A 24,024-nucleotide genomic window follows, 5' to 3' on the forward strand; every position below is an offset into this window, starting at 1 on the left:
CATGAAAAATTCACGATAATTAAAAGGCCCCTTTTTAAGAAAATAGTGATTCGTCCATCACTTTCTTGCTAACTCCTTAGTCACAATATAATGTAATTCTTCTTCACCTGATTCATTACATCTGACTTCTTTTTTTATTAACCCACACGCTAGGAGTTCAGACAAGCCGGCCTCTAAATCATTTCGCGCCTCTTCTAATTGCGATAAAACGCCTAAAATATCTTCCACCTTCTCCGTGATTAAATAAATAAAGTAAATATAAATATTTTTAGCAGCGGGTGACAATTGCTCACTCTCTAACACCGCTTGCGGAATATCCATCATATTTTCATCATAATAAAAATCAAAATTCGTTGTGTAATAAGTCTTCATCTTTTGATTTGCTCCTTTCGCTCAATCCTATTATACAAATTTTTTTTGTGTTTTTAAAGAAAAGGATTTTATCGATTAACTCGCTCATAATTTTACCAAAATATGTACATACTATTCTTACCCCCTCGTCCCTTTTAACTGGACCACCTAGTACTTGATGAATGGTCGTTGTTAAAACTCATGATGGGTGTGCACCATTCCTCATTAATTCCTGTTAGTCCTAAGCAAGTTTATTTTCCTTTTTGCATATGATGGAGTAATACGACAGATATGGAGGTTGCAACCATGGCCCATTTGATTAAAGAAACGTTCACTTATCTCAAATATAATGCCCTAACACTTGCTCTTTTTGAGCTTATACATAAATTGCTTCTTTTGGCAGTCATCGTGCCATCTTTTTTTTCAATTTTAACAACGATTATGCAAAAGTTGAATATGACTTATCTGAGCGCCAAGCAAGCGGTTCATTTTTGCCTTTCACCAAGTGTTTTAATCTTAGGCTTTTTTATGATTATTTGTCTTGGATATGTATTATTTTTAGAAGTTTACGCTATTCTCCTCCTTTTACAAGCAGCTACTCATCATCAAAGACTTTCGCTTTTTCAAACCATTACACGAAGCCTAAAAGGGGCGTTAAATATTCTAGCCCCTCGAAACCTTTTACTCCTCCTTTTTCTAACGAGTATCATCCCTATCTCTTCCTTTTTATTTAAATACTATTTCCTAAAAGATTTTTCAATTACCGAATTTTTATTCGATTTATTGTACCAACGGGCGCCTTTTCATCCTGTTTATTTTCTCTTCATCTCTGCTCTAGCCTTACTTAACATTCGTTTTTGCTTTACCCTCCAAGGGGTGGTCTATCAAAAGTTGCCCTTCATTCGGGCAGCGAAGGAAAGTGTTAAACGCTCATCGAAAACAGTAGTTCTTCGTTTCTACACCTTGAACTATCTTCTGCTTATCGGAATAGCCTTTATGGGGCTTTATGGCGGACTAATTCTAATAAGTGCGCTTGCCATTAAAATCATTCATCCAACAGAGGCATCGACAATCTTTATAAATATAGCCTTAACCATTAAAAGTATATTAACGATTATTGCACCGTCCTTCTTTTTAATTTTGATGTGCGCCTTTATCCATACTCTTTACCTCATTACCCCAGCCCCGTATCTTCCTCCGATAAAAGGCTGCGCGTCAAAAATGACAAAACATCCGATTCTCAAAGGAGTCATGATCGGGATTTTCTTCCTCATTGGTAGTGGGCTCATTAGTCCTAATTTCCTCTCGATTGGTCGGAGAAACTTTTCAGATGATATTCAAATTATTGCTCATCGCGGTTCAGCAACCTATGTTCCTGAAAATACATTAGCTGCTCTTGATTATTCCATTCAACATGGTGCTGATATGGCAGAAATTGATGTTCAGATGACCAAAGACAAAGAAGTGATTTTGATGCACGACTCCAATCTGAAACGAACATCTGGTTATGATCAAAAAGTAACCGAGACAACTTATCAAAAAATCAGGCAATTAGAAGTAGGAGGACGATTTGATGCCGCCTTTTTCGGGGAACCGATCCCCACGCTAGAGGAAGCCTTAAAAAAGGCAAAAGGAAAACTGACACTCATGATTGAAATCAAAGTCAATGAAGAAACATCCGAGATTACTCAAAAGGTAATTGACTTAATAGAGGAAAACAAAATGGAAGATGAATGTCTTATTGGATCCATGGATTACCGTGTTTTACAAGTCGCTAAAATGATTAACCCCGACATCCAAACCGTCTATATTACGGCACTTGCTTACGGGGATTATCAAAATTTAAAAGACGTTGACTACTATTCGATTGAGGCGTCCTTTATCTCTTATGCCCTCATCAGTCAGGTCCATCATTCTGGAAAACAAATCTATGCGTGGACGGTCAATAAAGAAGCCACAATGCAAACGATGATTGCGATGCAAGTCGATGGGATTGTGACCGATAATCCCACCCTCTTAAAAAAACAAAAGGCACATCTGAATGACCATTACATTATGCTTATCAATCAACTTTTTTTCAAACCTTCATGATAAAAGGGATCCCCAAATTGTAGTGAACCCCAAATGTTGAACTTAATATTATGCAGCTAATTGGCTGGTACGAATTCGGTATTTGACTGGACTCATACCAGCCAATTTTCTTTTAATTCGTTTATGATTATAGTAGTAGATATAGTTTTCAATGGCTTCTTTTAACTCCTCATAGGTTTTAAATGTCTTTCCATAGTACATTTCTTGTTTAAGGATTCCAAAGAAGTTTTCCATCGGTGAATTATCTAGACAATTTCCTTTTCGTGACATACTTTGAAAAATTTTATGTGTTTTTAATGCTTTAACCCATTTTTGATGTTGATACTGCCAACCTTGATCGGAATGAAGGGTTATTCTATATTTTGCTTGTTTGAGAATAGGTAGGACCTGATTCAGAGATTCCATGACAAAATTCAAGTCAGGTTTATGGCTCATTGAATAGGACAAAATTTCACCGGTTGCCATGTCCATGATTGGGCTTAAATATAATTTCTTTCCTTCCTGCGTTTTAAACTCAGTCACATCTGTTGTCAATTTCTGATACGGATAAGGGGTATTAAATCGGCGGTTAATTCGATTCTTAGCCACTGTTCCAACAGTTCCTTTATACGAACGATATTTACGTGATTTATGACTAAACTTAACGCAAATAATTCCACGCTTTTTCATCAGACGATAGACTTTCTTATGGTTAACCCGATGACCTCGATGATGAAGCTCATCTGTGATTCGACGATAACCATAATTCTCATCATTTTCTTTAAAAATGCTTAAAATAAGATTTTCAAGTTCTTGATCTGGATTCTCTTGCGCCATCTTTTTAACCCAATAATGATAGGTTGATTTAGGAAATTTTGTGACCTTTAAAATATCACTTAATTTAAAATTAGCCGTTAATTCTTGGATGATTCTTGTCTCGATTTGATTCTTTGGTTCCATGGCGTAATCCCATGGGCGTGACACTTTTTTAAGTATTCATTCTCAATTCTGAGTAATTTAATTTCTTCTTCTAATTGTTGTTCACGTGTTAAAGTTTTCGGTTGTTTAGATGCTTTTAATTTTGGCATAGGGCTTTGAGACCTTCCTTTCGGTTTAAGTAATGCCTCTACACCGCCTTTTAGAAACGTTGCATTCCAATTCGCAATCGTTCCTATATCTGATATTCCAAAATGAATAGCAGTTTGGCTATATGAAGCACCTGTTGTCTTGATATAGTTTAATACATTTAATTTAAATTCTCCAGTATATACTTGTTTTTCTTTTGGTTGTAATCCGTTTTTTCCTTCTTGTTTATACTGTCTAACCCATGTTTCAATTTGTGATTGACTTGGAATCTGATATTTCTTAGCAAGCGATCGATAACCTAAAGTCCCTTGTAAATATTCATTAACAATCCTTAATTTGAATTCTGGACTATATTTAGCCATAGAAAAAACACCCCTAACGTTAGATTTTTTAGTCTAACATTTGGGGTGCACATCAAATGGGTGATCCCTTTTATCTTTAATTTTTAACCGTTAAGCGACTGACTTCACTTTGTTCTCGTTCCATTCATCGACGGTTCTCATGACCGGATAAAAGCATCCTCGCATGATTAAAATGGAGGATAATGTTAATCCAGCTAAGCCTACCATCGCAAATGAAGGGGAAACAAGATTTGCTATCCAACTCATTCCTAACGATAAAACGGCTCGCATAAAAAATTGACCTTGAGATTGAATAGACAACAACGTTGCCCGATTATCTTGAATCACTTTATTTAATAAAATGCTTCGATAGGGAAACATTACCCCATTTACGACCGAAATCACTAAGAGTGATAAACTAATGACTAAAATAGACGCTCGACTTCCTAATCCTAAGATAGCAACGGTTGAAATAACGTATAACCACAGATAAAAATTGGAACTATTTTTGATAGATACAAACTTTTTAACGAGATGGACACCGAAAGAGCTTACCATTAATTTCAAACACGTCACAACCCCTAAATAGTTTGCATCTAGGCCTTGATCGACAAGTAACACCGATTCATACGTAAACGTTAAACTTAAAAAAGTAATTAAACACACGCTATGAAAAACAACAGCAAGATAGGTAGGAGATAAGACCGTCCCCTTAAACTGTTTAAATGACACCTTTCGCGGAGTTTGTTTAACCTTTATCTGTTTGAAACTCAATGCGGTACCTGTCGAAATTAAACTATTGATTAACGTGAGCAGAAATGGAAGCAGATGAAATATGGAATAAACCATTGACCCCATTAATTTAAAGGCTGATCCGACCAGTTGTCGCCACATGAGGGTATTGGATTGAACGATAGGATAGCGTTGTTCACCTACTTGCTCATATAAATAGGCATCACTAATTCCGGAATCGCATGATACAGCGATGCCCCAACAAATAAAACTTAAAAATAATAGCGCCCGATTCGTTGTCCCCATCATGGGTAACATTGAAAGTGTCATAAAAATACCCAAAAGCACTAAGACAAATTTATATCCTATTTTTTCGGAAAGATAACTTAATGGAATCTCTAATCCCATCACAGTTAAATCTTTAGCTGTATGAAACGCCGCAATACTCACAAACGAGCATCCTAACGAGCGTAAATAAATGACATAAACGGCCGTCATAAAATGATTTAACGTAAAAATTCGATACACATAAAATCGCTTCATATTTTTAGCTCCTATCCTCCCTTATATTCCCCCTATGTGTATCCCACATCAGCAGAACGTAAAATCTCCTTGTCACCTCTGAGAGTTTACCGCATAGTCCAAAACAGATTCCGTACAGACCAACGATAAGTGTTAAACAGTTCAAACGTTTACCGCTGTCCAAAGTCACTATACCCGTGTTTCACTCCATCCTAAAGACATCTCATCTTTACGATGAGATGAACTTAGGTAGACTCGATAAAAATAATATATTGATAAGCATAAGCCATCTACTTGATAATTTCAAAGGGAGCCATTAGAACAGGAGAACCTCTAGTTGTTTGAATTACTTATGATATCCTCTAAAATTATATTATTTTTTGGCATCTAATATATAACAGTATTAAATGATATCTTAATAGGAGATGCTCTATAAAAAAGAAAGTCATTGCTACCACTTTAGTTCCTACTGTCAATCCATTCATGATAACTATTCTCACACTTATTGCTACCTCTGCTCTAACGATTAAGGGAACATTAGATTTTGTTAAAAGGGTTATCGTTGTTTCATTAGTCGTGTTAGTTCCTTTGCTAATTCTGATTCAATCAATCATTCGCACTGTAAATCACTTCAATGTATTGATACCATGAGGAATTTCTATTTTATCAACCTTTATTTAAAACACAACGTTTCTAATTAAAGTTGTTTTTCCATTTGTACCACTACATAACCCTCTTCTTGTCTTTCTATTCCTGTTTTTAAGAAATGATTTTTCCTCCAAAACGTTTCACTTTGAGAATTACCTTTCACATAACCAAGTTTTACTTTCAGAAAACCTATTTCTTTAAGATATCCGCATACTTCTGTAATAATGTTTGTCCCTTCACCTTTTCCTTGACGCTCTTGGCTCATCATAAAGAATCCTATGAATGCCGTTTCTTCATCAGGATATTTAGAAATCAAATCCATGATAGCAACAAGCTTATTATTATCATAAAAACCGATATAATATTTATCTTCTAACGTTTTACCATTTGGTAGTGCAATCATATCTTTTTTTATTCCTTGAACTGTTATGTAGGGAGGACAGTATTTATAATATATTGGATTCCCTTTACAAAGTTCATATACCTCATCTATTTGAGACTCTTCAATATATTTTACTTTAAATCGACTAGACAATAACTCTATATTCATTTTAAATCTCTCCTCTTACTTCTTTTCAACTTAAATATACTCTTTTTTTTAAAAAATTGGCGATTCATGTGATGTGTGTATGATTATAGTTTTTAAAGCGTTATCAATTCTTTTGATTATATAATAATGAACATCTATCAAAACTCTCCACACTTGATTTAGAGAACCTTCTCACTGGCTTACAAACGTCGAATCAACAAATAAAGGAATTCATTCCCCCTTTTGTACAAATCGATCCTCAATAAATGGACATTAGCCTTAATCAAATGGATGCTTTATTAGCCCCTCACTAAAAAGGAACTTTCAAATAAGAACACTCATTCTCGTTTTTATAAATCTCTTCTGTCAAATAGCTCCATCCATATCCTTCCCAACAAAAAAAGAGGGAAACTTGGCCCATGACAAGCCAGGTTTCCCTCTTTTTCATTTTTATCCTTGTTCAAATTGACTATTATAAAGTTCGGCGTAAAAACCATCTTTGGCTAATAATTGTTCATGGTTTCCACTTTCTAAAATATCGCCATCTTTTAAAACTAAAATCACATCTGCATTTTTGATCGTTGACAAACGGTGCGCAATAATAAAGGATGTGCGCCCGTGCATTAACTGATCCATCGCCTGTTGAATGATTAATTCCGTTCTCGTATCAACAGAACTTGTCGCCTCATCTAAAATAAGCATCGGTGCATTTTTAAGCATCGCTCGAGCAATCGTAAGCTGTTGCTTTTGACCGGCCGACAAGTTAAGTTGATCGTTTAATAGCGTTTCATATCCTTCCGGTAGGGTTTGAATAAAATGATGTAATCCGACCGCTTCACACGCCTGCTCCACATCTTCATCCGTTAAGTGCGTCTGATTATAAATTAAATTTTCTTTAATTGTTCCTTCAAATAACCACGTATCTTGTAAAACCATGCAAAATAAATCATGGATATTTTCACGTGTCAGGTCATGAATTGAAACGTCATCAATTCGAATATCTCCTCGATTGATTTCATTAAATCGCATCAATAAATTGACAAGTGTCGTTTTTCCAGCTCCTGTTGGTCCGACAATCGCAACTTTTTGTCCTGGATGTGCCGTCATCGAGAAATCTTTAATGACTGGTCGATCACTTCCTTCATAGGCGAATGAGACGTGGTCAAACTCCACTTTTCCTGTTACTTCTTTTAAATAACCGACCTTTTTTGACTCGTCTTCCATTTCTTCAGCTTCTAAAAACTCAAAAACGCGGTACCCCGCTGCTGAAGCGGATTGCAAACTTTGGGCTGCCTGCGCCATTTGGGCAAGGGGTTGTGTAAAATAACGGACATACATAATGAACGCCACGATGACCCCAAATGAAATCGTTCCATTCATCGTCAATAACGCCCCAACAATACAAACGGCTACGTAGCCAAGGTTACCGATAAAGGTCATCAGTGGCATCATAAATCCCGCAAGAATTTGTGCGCGGTAAGTATTCGATGTCAATTCCTCATTAATTGTCTGAAAAGTTGAAATCATTTGTTCTTCACTATTGTAAGCTTTAATAATCATCTGACCCGAATAAGCCTCTTCAATATAACCATTTAACTTTCCCAGTCCCTCTTGTTGTCTTAAAAAGAACACCTGAGATCGTTTCATGATTAACATCATCATGATAAATCCAATAATCGTCGCCAAGATAGCCGTTAGCGTGAGTACAACATTGGTCTTTAACATCATGACAATGGACCCGATAAACAAACACGTTGCGCTGACTAATGTCGTTAAACTTTGGTTTAACGATTGACCTAATGTATCCACATCATTTGTCACGCGTGATAAAATGTCACCGGTCGTTGTTTGATTATAATAACTCATCGGTAGGCGATTAATCTTCACCGTTAACGATGTTCGTAATTGTTTTGAAACGCGCTGAATCACTTGGGTCATGATGAGTCCTTGCGTCAGCGATAAAATGAAACTAACTGCATAAATCATTACAAGTGTTAGTCCAATCGAAGTAATTCCTTCTAAATCAAGCTCGCCCATTAACCCATTCGTCATGATATCTGTCATTTCTGATAATTTATCCGGACCAAAAAGGGTTAAAAGGGTTCCAATCACACTTCCAATGAGTGCCACAATAATCTGCACCGTATATTTTTTACAATATTTTAGTAATTTTAAAAAACTACTCTCCTTTTTCTCCATCTTTCTCATGATTCAAGTTCCTCCTTTGAAAGTTGAGAGTATGCAATTTCACGATAAACCTCACAAGATGTCATTAAAAAATCATGAGATCCCATTCCAACAATTCGCCCTTCGTCTAAAACGATAATTTTATCTGCATCCTTAATGGTTCCAATTCGTTGGGCGACAATAAATAACGTTGTCCCGGCCGTTTCCTTTTTCAGCCGCTGACGGAGTGTTCGATCCGTTTTATAATCTAGGGCAGAAAAAGAATCATCAAAAATAAGGACTTTCGGACGACGGGCAACAGCTCTTGCAATCGATAACCGTTGTTTTTGACCTCCGGATAAATTCGTTCCACCTTGTGCAACATGCGCCTTATCTCCCGCTTCCATCTTATTAACAAACTCTGACGCTTGAGCAATCTCGATGGCTTCTTCTACCGTTTCCTCTTGAGATGACGCTTTTCCATTATCTCCAAACGCGACGTTTGATTGAATGGTTCCTTCAAACAAGATGGCCCGTTGTGAAACATATCCTAATTCATTACGAAGCGCCTGCTGGTCATAGTCTTTAATATTGACTCCTCCAATTAAGATTTCACCTTCTGTTACATCATAAAAACGAGGAATTAAATTAACCAACGTACTTTTCCCACACCCTGTTGCTCCAATAAGAGCAACTGTTTCTCCTTGGCGCACTTTAAAATTAATGTGATCTAACACATAGTCCTCACCATCGGCATATCTAAAGCAAACATCCTTAAACTCAATCTCTCCCATCAATCGCTCATCCTTAGGAATAAAACTTCCATCCTCAATGGTCGGTTTCATCTCAAGCACCTCGTTAATTCGACTCGCCGAAACCGTCGCCCGAGGAAGAATAAACATAATCATAATAAGCATCATAAAGGCCATCACAATTTGCATGGCATAAGAAGAGAAGACGATCATATCTGAAAAAACAGTCATTCGTTCCATTCCGATTGCCCCATCAATTAAGAAGCCACCAATCCAGTAGATTGCTAGCGTTAAGCCACTCATAATCAAGTTAATACTTGGAAATAAAAAGGCCATGACGCGCCCGACAAATAAATTATTGTACGTCAAATTGGTATTAGCTCTTTCAAACTTTTCCTCCTGATATCCTTCGGCATTATACGCTCGAATCACGCGTAATCCATTAATATTCTCACGTGCAATTTTATTGACATTATCGGTTAAGCGTTGAATGCCCTTAAATTTTGGCATCCCCAACCAAACACAGATAGAAACAATCACAATCAAAACGGCAACAGCCACAGCCGTTGCTAACGTCCACTGCCACCCTTTATTCGTAATCTTTACTAACGCCCATCCCGCTAAAATGGGGGCCTTAATCAGGATTTGCAGCCCCATGACCACAAACATTTGAACTTGTGTCACATCATTTGTTGAACGCGTCACAAGACTTGCGGTTGAAAAATGATTAATTTCCTCCATTGAAAATGACTGAACACGGTTAAACAGGGCAAAACGTAATCGTCCGGATAAATTAGCCGCTACTTTCGCCGAAATCGCCGCTACAATAAAAGAAGTCGCTAGGCTAAAAAAGGCACAAAGTAACATCTTCCCTCCTGCCGCTAAAATTTCTTCCATCTCACTTCCTTGTGTTTGCACTAATTGCGTAATCTTACTCATGTAGTCCGGTAACCTTAAATCAAGCCAGACTTGGGCAATGATGAAGAGGACGCTACATAAAAACAATAGCCACTCCCTCTTTTTTAATTGTCGAAACATCTTAATCATCTTTTCGCACTCCTTTTTCAAATCTCCACCTGATAACTATAACAAAGAAACATTAACTCATGATAAACAATTGAAAAAAGAGCAACTTTTTCATCAACCATGAGGTAGATTCCTATCTAGCATTGGTAAGTCATGATAAAAGGCCCCCTTTTATAAAGATTTAGGGAGCCTTATCGTAAAGATAGTCCGTTGGTTTGGTATACTTTCGCACGTAATCTCCCCCTGATGAAGGAGAATAATTTTTTTGACAATCGATAGACCCAGTCCGTTTCCCATCGTCTTTCGGGAATGGTCTTCTTGATAAAATTTATCAAATATTTTAGGAAGCGTCTCTTTCGCAATTCCGCATCCATTATCGGCAATCATCACGGTTAAATCCGCCTCATAACTTCCCATGGACACTTCGATCTTTCCACCTATTGGAACAAATTTAATGGCGTTATCTAATAAATTTAACCACACTTGATTGAGTAATTCTTTATTCGCATAAATATCCTCATCTTCAATCGTTGCAAGCAGTAAAATATCTTTTTTTATTAATTTGGGTTCAAACATCAAAATACATTGTCGTAACTGTTCCCCCAAATTAAAGCGTTGGCGATCAACTAAAAGAGTTTGTGATTCGATATTCGATAACATGAGGACATTCGTCGCTAAAGTTGACAGGCGGTCGGCCTCCTCTATCATAATCGTTAAATATTCCTCGCGCTCTTCCTTAGACAACGTATCATCCTTTAGAATCTGGGCAAATCCTTTAATCGAAACAATCGGAGTTTTAAACTCATGCGAAAAGTGATTAATAAAATCAGTGCGTAGCACCTGAATGCCTGCTAATTGTTCCGCCATCCGATTAAAATTATCAGATAACAGCTGATATTCTAAGGGATGAGTCATATTTAAACGCACCGAAAAATCCCCGCTAGCTAGTTGATCCATCGCTCCGGTAAAAATTCGAACATTTTTCAACATTTTATGCCCCCAGATAATTGAAATCGTTGTTCCAACTAAAAAGCAGGCAGCTAACGTCAACAACATAGGGTTAAGACTCTCCTCATCAAACCACCCGAGGCCAATCACCGTATAAATTAAACAGGCGGTAATCGTAAAAATCAAGACGTATAAAATAAAAATAAACAGCGTCGTATAAAAACTAAAACTAATTTTCGTTAATAATTGCCTCATTCCTTTTTCACCGCCTTATATCCAAGCCCTCGCACTGAAACTAACTCGAAAGCTTCACAATCAGCAAAACGTTTGCGCAATCGATTAATATGAACGTTCACGGTTGTGTCCGTACTCTCCGTGTCAACGCCCCAAATCTCATCCATTAACTGAATACGTGTAAAGATTCGTCCCGGATAAGATAACAATTTATACAATAAATAAAACTCCTTTTGTGGAAGCGTCTGCACGTCTTGATTTCGGTGCACCGTTAAGGATTCATAATCTAAGACGACATCGCCAATCGTTAATTTTTTCTCACTTGCAATTTTTGACCGTCGCAGTAAGGCTTTAATCCTTAAAACAAGTTCCTCCGTATCAATCGGCTTCGTCATATAATCATCGGTTCCCATGATAAATCCCCGCTTTTTATCTTCTGGTAATTGCTTAGCTGTCACCATTAAAATAGGCATCATAAACTCCGCCTCTCTTAATAATCTTGCCACCTCATAACCATCAAGCTTTGGCATCATCACATCCAAAATGACTAAATCGACATGATGAGATTCGATCACTTTTAATGCCATCTCACCGTCTTCGACGCTTAAGACATGATATCCCTCTCGCTTTAAGACGACCTCTAATAATCTTCTGGCATGCTTGTCATCTTCTGCCACTAAAATATGAATCATCACGAATCACCACCTTTAATATCTTACCTCTCCCCCAATAAAAGGCCCATCCTTGAAGACTCACTCACCTTAGTACGTCCTTCTAACACTCTTTTCGATAAAAATGACTGGAATTCTCCCTATAACATCCGCTTTATTATTTTACCAAACAAATATAAACTCTAAATAAACAAAAGAATAGAATTCAAAAAAAATCACGTTTTAATTCAGACGTGATTTTTTTGCGAAACGTCACACAAGTTGAGTCCCTGGATGAGAAGCTTATCCAAAAATTTGCCCCTTCTGCTTGGATAGTTAGGCCCCTTAGACGTCATAAAGCGATCTAGGGCCCTAGCCCTTCAAAAAAGGTGGCTCATTTTTTCGAAGTCACAAACAATTCAGATAAAAGACGAATTAAATCCGGATAAAGACATTGAAGTTCACAGGTTAGTGCCTCTAACTGTTCAAAATAGCTCTGTAACTGGCCGTCTGTAAAGTAAGGTTGACATCCGATAATTTCTCCTCTATACACATCGCATCCTTCATATGGATTCGCCGTCCCAACATATAGCTCATCCTCTTGGCTAACAAGTAATGTCCGTCCTCCGTAACTATACGGATTATTAAGTCCACTTAAAACCTCAGGTCTAAAATGAATCCCATCTTTTGAAACATATAAATCGAATCCTTTCGGATACTGATATTTTTCTAAAAGGCAGATAATCTCCCCGTAAAGACATACAAGTTGCTGGTATTTTTCCTGTCCAATGCGTTGAATCAACCCCTCTTTTCGTTGGATAAATACATCTCGCATCAGTTTCATATTAACAGAATCATCAAACGTTGTTAAAATCAATTGATCTTGATAAGCAAGTAATTGCCACCCATATACATTAAATGGCGAATTAAAGCCCGATTTAAAGCCCGAAAGACTCGTTGTTCGTTCTCCTGTCTTCGGATGAGTTGGTTTCATTGGCCGTCCTCCTACAATGAGTTCCCAACAGTCACAACGATCAAAACGAACAAGATCAAAACCAAGCGGCGCAAATAAGGCTAATGGAAATTTTTTAGTTAATGCCACATATAAATGATTTTTAAACGTTCCCATCGACATGATTTCTTGATTCATTCCATCCCCAAATCCTGCATCACCAACTTTTATCCATTTATTCATTGCAGGTTGGCCCTCCATTGAACGCCAAACTTCTGCCCCGTTTTCACCTGAAACACCTAAATACAACTTGTGATTAAACACCTCCAGTGCATCTATTCCGCCCATCGGATTTTTATCTTTCTGAAAATAAGGATGATGAGGGTCCATAACGAGCTTAAATGGTTCAAACTCAGGATCAGCGCTCGAATACAGGTAAGAATTTTTTCCTCCAATTCCTTCCTGAAGCGTTGACACATAAAGTCTACCATTTAGTGAAGCAAATGAACGTGAACTTCCTCCAACTACCTGTGGTGTTCGTAGTTTTTTCCAAGTCACACCGTCAATACTTTTATAAATATAAACACGCTCCCCGATCGTTGCTGCATAAAGGGCTGTTGAATATTTTGATTCATGCACCGTCATCGCCCGAAATCCAAAACTTTTATCATAAGGATGTGTTTTAAACACACGTTGCCACCCTTGCGTCCCATCCTTTTTATAACGCCAAATTTCAGCATTATTATCTAATCCCGTTGTTTGAACTTGGCCCAATAAAGGTCGTTTCGCTAATGAAAGCATCGATGTGAACATATTACGGCAAGTTCCAACATAAATATAATCTCCCATTTCCGCCATTGACCACGCATAATTATTTTGATGTGCATTAACAGGATTCCACATATCAAATCCTTTAATTGCATTTAATTTTTCAAAACATAACATACTATTTCTCCTTTTTCTCACCTTTATTCTATGTTATAGTATGTTCATCTCTGAATGTGCGTGACACGAAAATGCGAAGACCATCAATTTTTCCCTCAACATAAAAAGCTTTACAAAAAAAGCATCTGAAGTCAATGTCCTCAGATGCATAAACTTATTTAAAATTTTAACGATACAAGCGAAGAACGCAAAACATCTACCCAAATATAAATTTCTCTATTAAAAAACGAGTCCCCACATCATTTTTTAACCTTTTGTTCCCTTACTTTAAAATTATACTGAAAAGCTCCCACATATTTTGTCGTAATTTCTAAAAATCTTCTTTTTTTTAAAAATTTTTCTTTTAAAAAAACCTTATCTAGAAAGATAAGGTTCGTTTATTAACACGCTTGCTGTTTTAAAAAGTTTACCTGTGAGTGAGTAAGAACCTCACTCACAGATACAGTTTGTTTCAATACATAGCCAATCTGTCCATCATAAATGACTTTTAACCATAAATGATCTGATCCAATAACCTCAAATTTCGTATGGGATGGAATGATGGTTAACACCTCCGAAATCAATGATTTTTCTGCACGCAAATTTAAACTTGTCCATGTATATTGATAGACAGATATATGGCATTTTACAACTTTCACTTTCTATTCATCCTTTCTAATGACATTTCTCTTCATTTTATGAATGGCCCTTCAAACTTGTTCCTATTAAATGAAACTTTTCATGAAGTTTCCTAATGAATCACAACGGTCGTCCCATCTAAAATAGCGTCATAAATCCATTTCGCTTGATCCGCCGCTAAACGAATACACCCATGGCTTAACGCCTCGCCTAAGCGACCTTCCGTTACCTTTGTTCCACTTGGGTCATACAAAACTGAGTGATAATAATATCCCTCTTTTATTTTTGTGGCATATTTCGCTTGATAACGTCCTGTTTTAAAAGACTCTTTACGCCCATTAATATGAAAAACTCCTGTAATCGTAGGTGTTTGGGCCGCCCCAATCGAACATGGCCAACAATATAATTCTTTCCAGGATCCCTTAACATCCTCAAATACATACGTTTGCTTTGCCTTTAAATCTGTGACAACTAAAAAGGGAGTCGGACTCTTAATCTTCTGGTCATTTACGAACTTTTCAGCATTGTAATAAAAATTTCCGAGCTTATCAGGTTGATATTTGATTCCGTCATCACTTAACAGATCGGCTTCAACATAGCCCAGTTTTCCTTCATAAAAGACTTGATTAAAAACTCCCTCTTGATCAACCACTTCAACCACTTGATGCTTTTTAATCGTCTTCATTGATTTGGATTCTTTTAAAGGTCTTGTTTTTAAACGCGTCGTTGCCGTCGTTATTTTGGTGACTGACACGTTACCTTTAGCGACATATCCCTCTCGATGGTTAAAACTCACCTTTAACCACTCATCATCTGAATCCAATAGTTCAAATCGAGAATAGGCTGGAATTACTTTAATAATCATAGCTGACTTCGAGGGTTCCTTTTGTAAATTTAGATTTTTGATCGTATACTTACTTATCCCTTCATTAACCTCTTCACTCATCTGATTCACATCCTTCCTCCTATCTTTTTCTATCGTATGTAAAAGACCCCGATTGGTGCTATGACCTAGACATTTTCTTCCTAATCGAAAAAAATTTTTTCATTCCCCCCTGAAATATCCCCCTTATCGCAAATGCTTTATCAAAAGTGTCCCCCTCCTCACCATCTTTAAAATAATGGGGCACAAAGAAAAAAATCATAAAAAAAACACTTCATGTCTGACACATCAGGTCATCAACACAAAGTGCTTTTTTTCCTTTTATTTACTTATACTTGATAGGCCCGTTGAACCTTTAATTTCTTTCCTTTAATCGTCCGTGTCTTTAATCCATCGAGAACATCAAAACCTTTCCCATTTAAAATATCGATATAGGTCACTTGATCCTTAATCTCAATAATCCCGATATCCTCTTTACAAATTCCATCGATAGATAAAATCGTTCCAACAAAATCAACAGTGCGTAATTTCTTCTTCTTTCCACCATTTAAATAAAGTTTCATAATTTCACGATGAACATCCGCCTGTTTTGTCTGTTTCTGTTGCGGACGACGTTTGAGTTGAGACTCAAACCGTTCCCTTGACTGTTCGACCTCTATTTTTACAGGGCGCTCCTTCACCGGTAATTCAAACCCAATATAGGTTTGAATTTCTTCAAGCTTTCTCGCTTCAAATGGTGTCACAAATGTTACTGCTTTTCCTTTTTCTCCTGCGCGACCAACACGCCCCACACGGTGAACAAAAGCCTCGCCATCTTCCGGTAAATCAAAATTAAAAACATGGCTCATCTGACTCACATCGATTCCACGGGCTGCGACATCCGTCGCAATTAAATATGGGAATCTCCCCATTTTAAATTGGCGCATCGTCTCAAGTCGCTCTTTTTGTTCCATTCCCCCATGTAATTTTAAAACCGGATAGCCTTGCGCCTTTAATCCTTGATACAATGCGTCAACTTCATCGCGCGTCGCACAAAAAATCATACATTGAGTCGGATTCTCAATCGTTAAAACATCCTTTAATACGCGCACCTTCTCAGGCACCCGAACCTGATATAGCGCATGTTCGATGGATTCATTGACAATAGACTCTGATTCAATCGTTATCATAGATGGATTCTTTAAATACTGTTGGCTTAATTTTTCAATTCGAGCTGGCAGAGTAGCTGAAAAAAATAAGGTTTGTCGATTTAAAGACGTCATCTTTAAAATCATCTCAATCGTCTCGATAAATCCCATGCTCAACATTTCGTCGGCTTCATCTAAGACCACGTATTTTACTCGTTGTAAATTCAATGTCCCACGCTCTAAATGATCAAGCACACGTCCTGGTGTTCCAACAACGACATGCGTCTTTTGTTTTAACTGTTGGGCCTGTTCTTTAAACGGGGACTTTCCATAAACGGCAACCGCCTTTAACCGTTTAAAGCGTCCAATATTCATCATTTCCTCTTGAATCTGAATGGCTAATTCTCGCGTCGGTGTTAAAATCAATGCCTGTGGTCGATTTTCCTCCCAGTCAATTTGCTCACTAATAGCCGTTCCAAAAGCAGCAGTTTTCCCGCTTCCTGTTTTAGATTGGACCATCACATCGTTTCCTTTTAAAATCTCAGGAATAACACGTGATTGAACATCCGTCATTTTTTCATATCCGAGTCCCGCCAAAGACTTTAAAATTTCAGGACTTAGGTTTAATTCGTTAAAGGTTGACATCTTCCTACCTCTTTCAATTCTGTCTATTTTTAGGCTCATTGCCCGTAGTTTTCTTTATTTTTACAAATTTCTTCTTTTTCATTTCTTCTTCTCTATTGTAACACGATTCCTAATGGCGTCAATGTTTTAACCTTTTTAAACATAAAACTCGTTGGATAAACATTCAACGAGTTTTATGTGATGCCATTAGACTAACTTCCTTTTTATAAAAACTGACCTTTGTTTCATGGTGCCATTTAGTCTTTCGACTAGACGACAAGCGATTAAACATTTTAAAAGATCGCCTACAATAAACGGATAGACCGAGAGTTGAAAAGCGACGACAAAGTCTATCTCCATCAGAATGCTCATCCAAAAAGCACCCACGAAATAAACAATCGGCATCCCAATCCCTACGGTTAAAAAAATATTGGACCCGAGCTTTTGCGGGAATCGTTTTTTTAATCCGCTAATCACCCCCACCGAGATAAAAAAGGCGATTAAAAATCCTCCCGTCGGCCGAAGGAACACGGATATGCCCGAACTTCCCCCAGCGAAAACAGGAAAACCGATCAGTCCTAATATCAAGTAGGCACCCATCGTTGTCATGGCTTGTGCGGGGGTTAGCCAAAGTGCAATCGTATTAATCATAATCGTTTGTGCCGTAATGGGCGTTGTCATAAAAGGCAATGGAATTGATACATATGAGGAGACACAGAGCATCGCCAAACAAAGGGCGATTGATGTTATCTCACGAATTTTCATCATCTCTTTTCTCATAGTGAAGTCATCCCCTACTTTCTTCGGATTGAAACTTCACCCGAATGTAGCGTTTCAACCTCTCCATTTTGTAATCGGACAATGAGTCCACCCGTTTCATCGATGTCTTCGGCCACGCCTTCAATCGGAGCACGATTTTTAACAAACTCCACGGTCTTCCCCAAAACGTTCGATCGTCGTTTATATTCAACTAAAATCTCTTCATCAAAAGAAAAAGATGAACTAATCGGTAATACCTCATTTAATAAAGCCGCACAAATCTCATTTCGTGTCGTCTTTAAAGGAGTTAAAGCAGTGGCGATCTGTTTTAATTCATCTGGAAACTCTTCGTTCCAAACATTTAATCCAATCCCTAAGATCATGTATTGGACCTGCCCTGTTTCAAAATCGGTAACAGCCTCCGTTAAAATACCGCATACCTTTTTATCTCCTAAGTAAATGTCATTTACCCATTTGATACTAGGGGCTTGATGGGTCAAACGCTCTAGTACACGACAGATGAGGACGGCAACTTGCATCGTGACATAGACAGACTGACTCAGATGCATCTGAGGACGTAAAATAAGGCTCATATAAAGCCCCTCGCCCTTAGGTGAGTAAAAGGGCCTTCCAAAACGACCATGTCCCCTCGTCTGCTCATCAGCTAAGATCACATGCCCATGTTGGGCTCCTTCTATTGCACGAACCTTTGCCTGCGTATTCGTTGAATCAACTTGTGGGTAAATTTCAAATTGTATTTTCTGATAATCGGAATGCAACGCCTTAATAATTAAATCCCGTGATAGGGGATCACGAACCTGGCATAAACGATATCCTTTATTTCCTATCGACTCAATTGGGTATCCCTCTTCCCTTAATTGTTTAATCACCTTCCAAATTGCTGTCCGACTAAAAGAAAGACGATTAGCTATTTCCTGACCGGATATGACCTCATCATGATGATTCATGAACAAGGCTAACACCTCTTGTTTTAATTCCATCAACTTCCACCTCTCTATTATCCTCATCATAGCATACCGCCCCTTTTATCGTCAACTACTTTGGTTTTCAAAGTTTATATATAAAAAAAACAGGTAGTTTTCTACCCGTTCTTTATATTGTGAGGATAACATCGCGCCATCCCCCACTTAAAAAACTTTTCTAAGAGGCTCCATTGAGGCGACCTTTGGATAATCATCCAACTATCTTGCAACACCAAGAAGAAAGCAACTGGAACCACGATAACCATAGGATTATACATGAATGCCTTTAGAATCTGACCATGCATGAGGCTAAAAAATGCCCGTGTAAACCCGCAACCTAAACAATCCATATGAAAGAGATGATACCAGATACATAAACGCTGGCCTTCAACGGTTTCAAGTGGAATCATATAGATTAAAATAAAAATAGCGGCATAAATAATCAGACGGATCCACCTTATTTTTTCACTCATTTATTGAAGCTCATTCCCGCCAGCATCTGTTGTAATCACCGTTCCACAAAGAATTAAAATACCTTCTACAAATCCCCATAATGACACAAGCGCAGTTGAAATTCCACATGTGAAAATTCCAAGAATCACACTCACTAATAATTGAACAAGTCCAATTGTCGTATACCCTAAATAAAAGCGGTGAATTCCAAATACCCCCAAAAAGATTCCTAATAATCCAGCAACTAATTTTGATTTTGGAGCCCCCACTCCTCTTTTCAAATTAGTTCCGCATGTTGGACAAACATCCGCCTCTTTAGCAACTTCTGAACCGCAGTTTCCACAATAAGAATCACCTTTTGTTGTTGCTACTCCGCATGAAGTACAGTAATCAGCATTTTCATTTAACTCTTTCCCACAATGACGACAATACATACTCATCATCCTCTCTTTAACTCATGTTACACTCTTAATTTATGTCACAATTAACCGTTATATGACTTCTAAATGATTCCTCCGTAAAAAAGCGTTTGCTCCCTTTACAAGGAACAAACGCCTTCATTATTTCTTACCTTTACCCATCGTTTGTTTTAAACGTTCGCCATAAGAATGTTGATTTTTTATCCAATCCTCACATTCTACTTCTTCATCTGAAATCGACTCCCCATAAAAATAATAACCTAATGTACTCATACAGTAATTATTCACATTATGGAGACACGACCCGCAATGGCTTTTTTTATCTGTTACATCCATCCTCATATCTCATCTCTTTCTCTTTAAAGTTATACTGACCACCAATTACCATACATTTAGCGTCGGCCCCATGACCAATCGCATCAGTCTTAATCATCGGTAAAGATGGATTTTCAACAATTTGACGAACAAGTGTCACGATATCCGGCTGAAACGATTTTTTCTGCATTTCAGTGAAATGTCCGAGAATAAGGCCGTTAATCTCTTCAAATACCCCAAGTTGCTTATATTGATTCAAATAAGTTGCCATTTTCGCCACATCACCACTATACGCCTCAAGCAGTAAAATCTTCCCTTTAAACGAGGGCCAATACGCTGTACCTGCTAATTTTAAGAAACATCGTATATTTCCTCCAATCACAACGCCCTCCATCTTCTGTCCCTGAATCCAGTCAAATGGAAAAGTGAATAAGGCGTGTTCCTGCTCAAAAAGTGAGGCTTTAAATTGCCCCTGTTGTGCATCAGCAAAGGTTCCGACCAGGTGACGAATTTGATAGAGATAACTCGATTGTCCTGTTTTTGTATATAGCGCATTTAGCACCACCGATAAATCACTGTACCCGAAAAAAGGTTTGGGATGTTGGCTCATCCACTCGTAATCCAGATAGGAAAGAACTCCATTTGCTAAATCTCCTCCAGATACATCAAAAATCGCTCGGATATCTGGGTTTTTATAAAAATCCATCAACATCTTCGCACGCTCTTTATCTGAGGCATGATAGACACTCTCTTTAGCAAACAAAGAAGGGGGACGTACGGTAGAGAGCCCCATTTCCTCTAATGTTTGCTCTAACCGATCAAGCGTTGGTTTTTGTTGTACAGATAATCCGTTAGATAACGCAATCAACCCTATGGTTTGCGTTGGTTTTAATAAGGACACGAAAGATGACCTCCTTCGCTTTCACGTTGTTCTAATAGCGTACGCTGATGCTTTTTATTAAATGGGCTTAACATAATCACTGTACTAAACAAACTTGGATAGAATTTATTTAAATAGTTCAAATAGTAACACCATTCGTAAGTTAGGTAGCGATAAATGGCCGCCATATCTTCCTCTAAATGTGTGCACTTAATTTTTGATAAATCGGTAATATCTTGGGTATCTAATTCCTCTTTTAAATGCATAATTCGCATCAACATTTCTGTAAATGTCTCATGTTCATGCAAGCTATCTGTTGTCATGAGTGTAATAATAATATTTTTCCCCTCATGTAAAATTTGTTGCAACTCTCTTAAATCAATTTTAGTAAGTTGCACCTCATAATGATACGATGAGTTAAGTTGTTGTAGTCGTTTAAAATACTCATCATTCCAAACACTTGGATCTTGGATCCGTAATTTTTTACAAATAGCGACACGATCATCTTGATTAACAAAGTACTCCAATAATTGCGTTCCAAATTCAGCATAAAAAACGCCAACTAACATATTTAATTTTTCAAGATCCTGTTCCTTCTTACGTCTCTCTAACACGCGCTCTAAAATCATTGTCGTAAAAAAGACCTCTAGCGGAATAAACGCAATATCTGCAACTAAAAAGATCATCGTATGATGAACATCTTTAAAAATTAATACGTGGACGAAATGCAAAATCAAGGATAAACTCACGAGGCCACACCCGATGAGAATCGTTTCTTTCTGTCGTTTTTTCATCTTTAATTCCTCCTCTCTTAAACACCATGTCCGGACATTTTTATAAACACCCTCTATGACTGATTTAAGTCTATCTTATAGTCCACCTTTGTCCGCTATTTCTAACGCTTGATGAATTGAATAAACATTTCTATCTATTCCATATAAAACGTTTTAATTTTATTATAAACAAAAATGCTTAATTTAACAAGAAGATCCGTCTTCCCTCTTAGCATACCCGGAATCAAAAAAAACATCAACTTAACTACAAAGTTGATGTTTTTCTAAAGACTTTTTATTTCATTAATTGACAAACATTATTGGTAAATGCCACTGGATCTTCAATATCTAATCCTTCAATTAGGCGTGCCTGGTTATATAAAACATCTGTATATAAATCAAATTTAGCTTGATCTTGTTCATAAGCCGCCTGTAAAGATTTAAATACTTCATGATTAACGTTAACTTCTAGCACTTTGTCTGCTTTAACTTGTTGTCCATTTGGCATGGCATTTAACACTTTTTCCATTTCAATGGATAATTCCCCTTCATTCGCTAAACAAACAGGATGTGATTTTAAACGTTGGCTTGCACGTACAGCTTTTACCTTACCGCTTAAAACAGATGTCATATTTTCAAATAATGAGGCGAATTCTTTAGTTGCTTCTGCATCCTTTTCATCAGTTTCAAGGTCTAAATCGGCACTAGAAACTGATTTGAATTCTTTTCCGTCATAAGACATCAGCATCTTAATCGCAAACTCGTCAATATCTTCTGTAAAGTAGAGAATTTCATATCCTTGATCAAGAACTGCTTCTGATTGCGGTAATTTTTTAACTCGATCAATTGAATCCCCTACTGCATAATAAATATGAGATTGACCCTCTTTCATACGTGATACATATTCAGATAGAGTGACTAATTTATCTTCGTAAGAAGAAGTAAACATTAATAAATCTTGTAATACCTCTTTATTTGCACCAAAATCCGAATAAACCCCATATTTTAATTGACGACCAAATGATTGGTAGAACGTTTCATATTTTTCACGGTCATTTTTAATCATTTTTTCTAATTCATTTTTAATTTTTGTTTTAATATTTTTCGCTATTAACTTTAACTGACGATCATGTTGTAAGATTTCTCGTGAGATATTTAATGATAAATCCTCTGAGTCTACAATTCCCTTTACAAAGCTAAAGTAATCGGGTAATAAATCCGCACATTTATTCATGATTAAAACACCGCTTGAATATAACTCTAACCCTTTTTCATATTCCGTTGTGTAGAAATCATATGGCATTTTTTCAGGAATATATAAAATAGCTTGATAGCTAACATTCCCATCAACACTTAAATGAACATGAGCTAATGGATCGTCAAATCCAAAATGTTTCTCGTGATAAAAAGCTTGATAATCAGCATCAGTCAATTCGCGTTTATTCTTTTTCCAAATTGGAACCATGCTATTCACTGTTTGCTCTTCTGTAACTTCTTCGTATTCATTCTCTGTTCCTTCTTTTAATTGCGAATGTGTGATATCCATTTTAATTGGATAACGAATAAAGTCAGAGTATTTTTTGATAATTGCTTTTAATTTGTATGGATCTAAATATTCATCGAAATTCTCATCTTCGGTATTTTCTTTAACTGTTAGGATAATATCTGTTCCCACAGATTCCTTTTCGCATGGTTCAATCACATAACCATCTGCACCGCATGACTCCCACTTATAGGCTGTCTCTGCCCCTAATGCTTTTGAAATCACCGTTACCTTGTCCGCCACTAAGAATGCAGAATAAAAACCAACACCGAATTGACCAATGATATCATGTCCGTCTTCTAATTCTGTATCTTTTTTAAACTGTAACGAACCACTCTTTGCAATGACTCCTAAATGCTCGTCTAATTCCGCTTCTGTCATCCCAATTCCAGTATCCGAAATTTTAATTTGGCGCTTTGCCTCATCAACCGTAATTTTAATAAAATAATCTTCCGAATTGAAACTTAAATTGTGATCCGTTAGTGCTCGATAGTAAAGTTTATCAATAGCATCACTTGCATTTGAAATTAATTCTCGCAAGAAAATCTCGCGATGCGTATAAATCGAGTTGATCATTAAATCAAGTAAACGTTTTGATTCTGCCTTAAACTGTTTCAATTGAATCGCTCCCTCTTGTTTTATCACTCGTTAAGTAAGAGTGCTAATATAATCTACTCTTTTTATATCATACCCCT

At 37.1% G+C, this 24,024-nt stretch carries 22 protein-coding genes; 1 reads left to right on the forward strand and 21 read right to left on the reverse strand.

The features are described from left to right. Nucleotides 1–57 precede the first annotated feature (57 nt). Nucleotides 58–372 carry a hypothetical protein gene (locus tag VXM77_RS07345; protein ID WP_161831668.1) on the reverse strand — a complete coding sequence of 105 codons (315 nt, stop codon included), beginning with the start codon at nt 370–372 and terminating at the stop codon, nt 58–60. Nucleotides 373–657: 285 nt separating this feature from the next. Here VXM77_RS07345 and VXM77_RS07350 point away from each other — a divergent pair, with 285 nt between their 5' ends. Next, complete coding sequence (locus VXM77_RS07350) at nt 658–2,442, forward strand: glycerophosphodiester phosphodiesterase (protein ID WP_338505830.1); 1,785 nt, start codon at nt 658–660, stop codon at nt 2,440–2,442. A gap of 48 nt (nt 2,443–2,490) precedes the next feature. Here VXM77_RS07350 and VXM77_RS07355 read toward each other — a convergent pair whose 3' ends face one another. From VXM77_RS07355 to htpG, 20 genes are all read right to left on the reverse strand, one after another. Further along, nucleotides 2,491–3,381 carry an IS3 family transposase gene (locus VXM77_RS07355; protein WP_161832944.1) on the reverse strand — a complete coding sequence of 297 codons (891 nt, stop codon included), beginning with the start codon at nt 3,379–3,381 and terminating at the stop codon, nt 2,491–2,493. Then, a complete protein-coding gene (locus tag VXM77_RS07360) occupies nt 3,336–3,869 on the reverse strand; it encodes a helix-turn-helix domain-containing protein (RefSeq protein ID WP_161832943.1) in 534 nt (177 codons plus the stop codon). The genes VXM77_RS07355 and VXM77_RS07360 overlap by 46 nt, the downstream gene beginning before the upstream one ends. Before the next feature lie 90 nt (nt 3,870–3,959). Next, nucleotides 3,960–5,123: an MFS transporter gene (locus tag VXM77_RS07365; protein WP_338505831.1), complete on the reverse strand. Its 1,164-nt coding sequence runs from the start codon at nt 5,121–5,123 to the stop codon at nt 3,960–3,962. Nucleotides 5,124–5,799: 676 nt separating this feature from the next. After that, complete coding sequence (locus tag VXM77_RS07370) at nt 5,800–6,300, reverse strand: GNAT family N-acetyltransferase (protein ID WP_338505832.1); 501 nt, start codon at nt 6,298–6,300, stop codon at nt 5,800–5,802. Between the two features lie 429 nt (nt 6,301–6,729). After that, nucleotides 6,730–8,487, reverse strand: a complete 1,758-nt coding sequence (locus VXM77_RS07375; RefSeq protein WP_338505834.1) for an ABC transporter ATP-binding protein — start codon at nt 8,485–8,487, stop codon at nt 6,730–6,732. Further along, nucleotides 8,484–10,244, reverse strand: coding sequence for an ABC transporter ATP-binding protein (locus tag VXM77_RS07380; RefSeq protein WP_338505835.1), 1,761 nt, complete (start codon nt 10,242–10,244; stop codon nt 8,484–8,486). Before VXM77_RS07380 ends, VXM77_RS07375 begins: the two co-directional genes overlap by 4 nt. A 150-nt stretch (nt 10,245–10,394) precedes the next feature. Then, entirely contained in the window at nt 10,395–11,426 is a 1,032-nt protein-coding gene (locus tag VXM77_RS07385; RefSeq protein ID WP_161832060.1) for a HAMP domain-containing sensor histidine kinase, read from the reverse strand. Continuing rightward, entirely contained in the window at nt 11,423–12,097 is a 675-nt protein-coding gene (locus tag VXM77_RS07390) for a response regulator transcription factor (protein ID WP_161832061.1), read from the reverse strand. Before VXM77_RS07390 ends, VXM77_RS07385 begins: the two co-directional genes overlap by 4 nt. A 352-nt stretch (nt 12,098–12,449) precedes the next feature. Beyond that, nucleotides 12,450–13,952: a hypothetical protein gene (locus VXM77_RS07395; protein ID WP_338505837.1), complete on the reverse strand. Its 1,503-nt coding sequence runs from the start codon at nt 13,950–13,952 to the stop codon at nt 12,450–12,452. A 380-nt stretch (nt 13,953–14,332) separates the two neighbouring features. After that, entirely contained in the window at nt 14,333–14,590 is a 258-nt protein-coding gene (locus VXM77_RS07400; RefSeq protein ID WP_161832063.1) for an SH3 domain-containing protein, read from the reverse strand. A 92-nt stretch (nt 14,591–14,682) separates the two neighbouring features. Further along, nucleotides 14,683–15,516 (reverse strand): L,D-transpeptidase family protein, encoded by an 834-nt coding sequence (locus VXM77_RS07405; RefSeq protein WP_237658932.1) that lies wholly within the window; start codon nt 15,514–15,516, stop codon nt 14,683–14,685. Nucleotides 15,517–15,782: 266 nt separating this feature from the next. Beyond that, a complete protein-coding gene (locus VXM77_RS07410) occupies nt 15,783–17,225 on the reverse strand; it encodes a DEAD/DEAH box helicase (protein WP_161832065.1) in 1,443 nt (480 codons plus the stop codon). 186 nt (nt 17,226–17,411) lie between these two features. Then, complete coding sequence (locus tag VXM77_RS07415) at nt 17,412–17,984, reverse strand: biotin transporter BioY (protein ID WP_161832066.1); 573 nt, start codon at nt 17,982–17,984, stop codon at nt 17,412–17,414. A gap of 14 nt (nt 17,985–17,998) precedes the next feature. Next, complete coding sequence (locus tag VXM77_RS07420; protein WP_338505838.1) at nt 17,999–18,964, reverse strand: biotin--[acetyl-CoA-carboxylase] ligase; 966 nt, start codon at nt 18,962–18,964, stop codon at nt 17,999–18,001. A gap of 101 nt (nt 18,965–19,065) precedes the next feature. Next, nucleotides 19,066–19,419 carry a DUF2752 domain-containing protein gene (locus tag VXM77_RS07425; RefSeq protein WP_161832068.1) on the reverse strand — a complete coding sequence of 118 codons (354 nt, stop codon included), beginning with the start codon at nt 19,417–19,419 and terminating at the stop codon, nt 19,066–19,068. Beyond that, a complete protein-coding gene (locus tag VXM77_RS07430; RefSeq protein ID WP_161832069.1) occupies nt 19,420–19,833 on the reverse strand; it encodes a TM2 domain-containing protein in 414 nt (137 codons plus the stop codon). A 126-nt stretch (nt 19,834–19,959) separates the two neighbouring features. Further along, nucleotides 19,960–20,160, reverse strand: a complete 201-nt coding sequence (locus VXM77_RS07435) for a hypothetical protein (RefSeq protein ID WP_262950647.1) — start codon at nt 20,158–20,160, stop codon at nt 19,960–19,962. Further along, nucleotides 20,138–21,034, reverse strand: a complete 897-nt coding sequence (locus VXM77_RS07440; RefSeq protein WP_161832071.1) for a S66 peptidase family protein — start codon at nt 21,032–21,034, stop codon at nt 20,138–20,140. The genes VXM77_RS07435 and VXM77_RS07440 overlap by 23 nt, the downstream gene beginning before the upstream one ends. Beyond that, nucleotides 21,022–21,807, reverse strand: coding sequence for a hypothetical protein (locus VXM77_RS07445; RefSeq protein WP_161832072.1), 786 nt, complete (start codon nt 21,805–21,807; stop codon nt 21,022–21,024). The genes VXM77_RS07440 and VXM77_RS07445 overlap by 13 nt, the downstream gene beginning before the upstream one ends. A 274-nt stretch (nt 21,808–22,081) precedes the next feature. Continuing rightward, on the reverse strand, nt 22,082–23,947 hold the full coding sequence (gene htpG, locus VXM77_RS07450) for a molecular chaperone HtpG (protein ID WP_338505840.1): 1,866 nt from the start codon (nt 23,945–23,947) through the stop codon (nt 22,082–22,084). Between the last annotated feature and the right edge of the window lie 77 nt (nt 23,948–24,024).

The sequence above is a fragment of the Turicibacter sp. KK003 genome (genome assembly GCF_037014675.1).
GTDB classification, from domain to species: Bacteria; Bacillota_I; Bacilli_A; order MOL361; family Turicibacteraceae; genus Turicibacter; species Turicibacter faecis.